We start from the raw sequence: 1,211 nt of genomic DNA on the forward strand, positions 1-1,211 counted from the left end.
CCTGGCCTTCACCTTCGCCGCCAAGCGCAAGCAGTACGGTGAAATCATCGACTGCACGCCCAGCCGGTTCCTCGACGAACTGCCACCGGACGACCTGGCCTGGGAAGGCCTGGACGATGCGCCGGTCGAGGTGAAGGCCGCACGGGGCAACAATGCCCTGGCCGATATCCGGGCAATGCTCAAACGCTGATCAACCATTACTCTTAAACTTTGCCGCTAATTGCGGCAACCTTTGTTACATCGAGGAATACCACAGTGGAAGCACTGCATCAGAAGATTCGCGAAGAAGGCATCGTGCTTTCCGATCAGGTTCTCAAAGTCGATGCGTTTCTCAACCACCAGATCGACCCTGCGCTGATGCAGCTGATCGGTGACGAGTTCGCCCGCCTGTTCGCCGACGCGGGCGTTACCAAGATCGTCACCATCGAAGCCTCGGGCATTGCCCCGGCGGTGATGACAGGCCTGAAGCTGGGCGTGCCGGTGATCTTCGCGCGCAAGCACCAGTCGCTGACCCTGACCGAGAACCTGCTGACCGCCTCGGTGTACTCCTTCACCAAGCAGACCGAAAACACTGTTGCCATCTCGCCGCGCCACCTCAACAGCAGCGACCGCGTGCTGGTGATCGATGACTTTCTGGCCAACGGCAAGGCGTCGCAGGCACTCATCTCGATCATCAAGCAGGCCGGCGCCACCGTCGCCGGCCTGGGTATCGTGATCGAGAAGTCGTTCCAGGGCGGCCGTGCCGAGCTGGACAGCCAAGGCTACCGCGTTGAATCGCTGGCCCGGGTGAAGTCGCTGGAAGGTGGCGTGGTTACCTTCATCGAGTAATCGCGGCGCCTGCTTCGCGGGCACGCCCGCTCCCACAGGTACACCACAGGTTTCAAGATCTGTGTTGGCCCTGTGGGAGCGGGCATGCCCGCGAATGGCCTCAACACTCTCTATCTGGCAGCCGCCAATCCCGCCAGCAACAACCGCTGATAAAGCTCTTCCTTCAGCCCCTGCGGCTGATCCAGCCCCATCCGCGCCAGATGCCGCTCATACCCCTCCGGCCCCGGCGCATCCAGCGCTGCCTTGCCCAGCTCCAGCACCTCGCTCAGCTTGAACTTGCCCTTCAACCAGTTAAGCGCCCGCAGCAAATCCCGCTCTTCAACTGTAAAGTCCGTGCCCAGCGGATACTCCGGGAACAACCGCGAGTGACGCGCCCTGATCGC

Annotated in this window: 2 protein-coding genes and 1 pseudogene; 2 read left to right on the forward strand and 1 reads right to left on the reverse strand. The window is 61.7% G+C overall.

The window, feature by feature from the left end; translation table 11 throughout:
- Positions 1–190 (forward strand): hypothetical protein (locus JV551A3_RS30530; protein ID WP_133979395.1); only part of this gene is annotated, 190 nt, incomplete at its 5' end.
- 65 nt (positions 191–255) lie between these two features.
- Positions 256–828: a xanthine phosphoribosyltransferase gene (locus JV551A3_RS30535; RefSeq protein ID WP_009683322.1), complete on the forward strand. Its 573-nt coding sequence runs from the start codon at positions 256–258 to the stop codon at positions 826–828.
- Between the two features lie 110 nt (positions 829–938).
- Here JV551A3_RS30535 and JV551A3_RS30545 read toward each other — a convergent pair.
- Positions 939–1,211, reverse strand: a pseudogene (locus tag JV551A3_RS30545) (acetyl-CoA hydrolase); the annotation flags it as partial.

It is taken from the genome of Pseudomonas inefficax (genome assembly GCF_900277125.1).
GTDB classification, from domain to species: domain Bacteria; phylum Pseudomonadota; class Gammaproteobacteria; order Pseudomonadales; family Pseudomonadaceae; genus Aquipseudomonas; species Aquipseudomonas inefficax.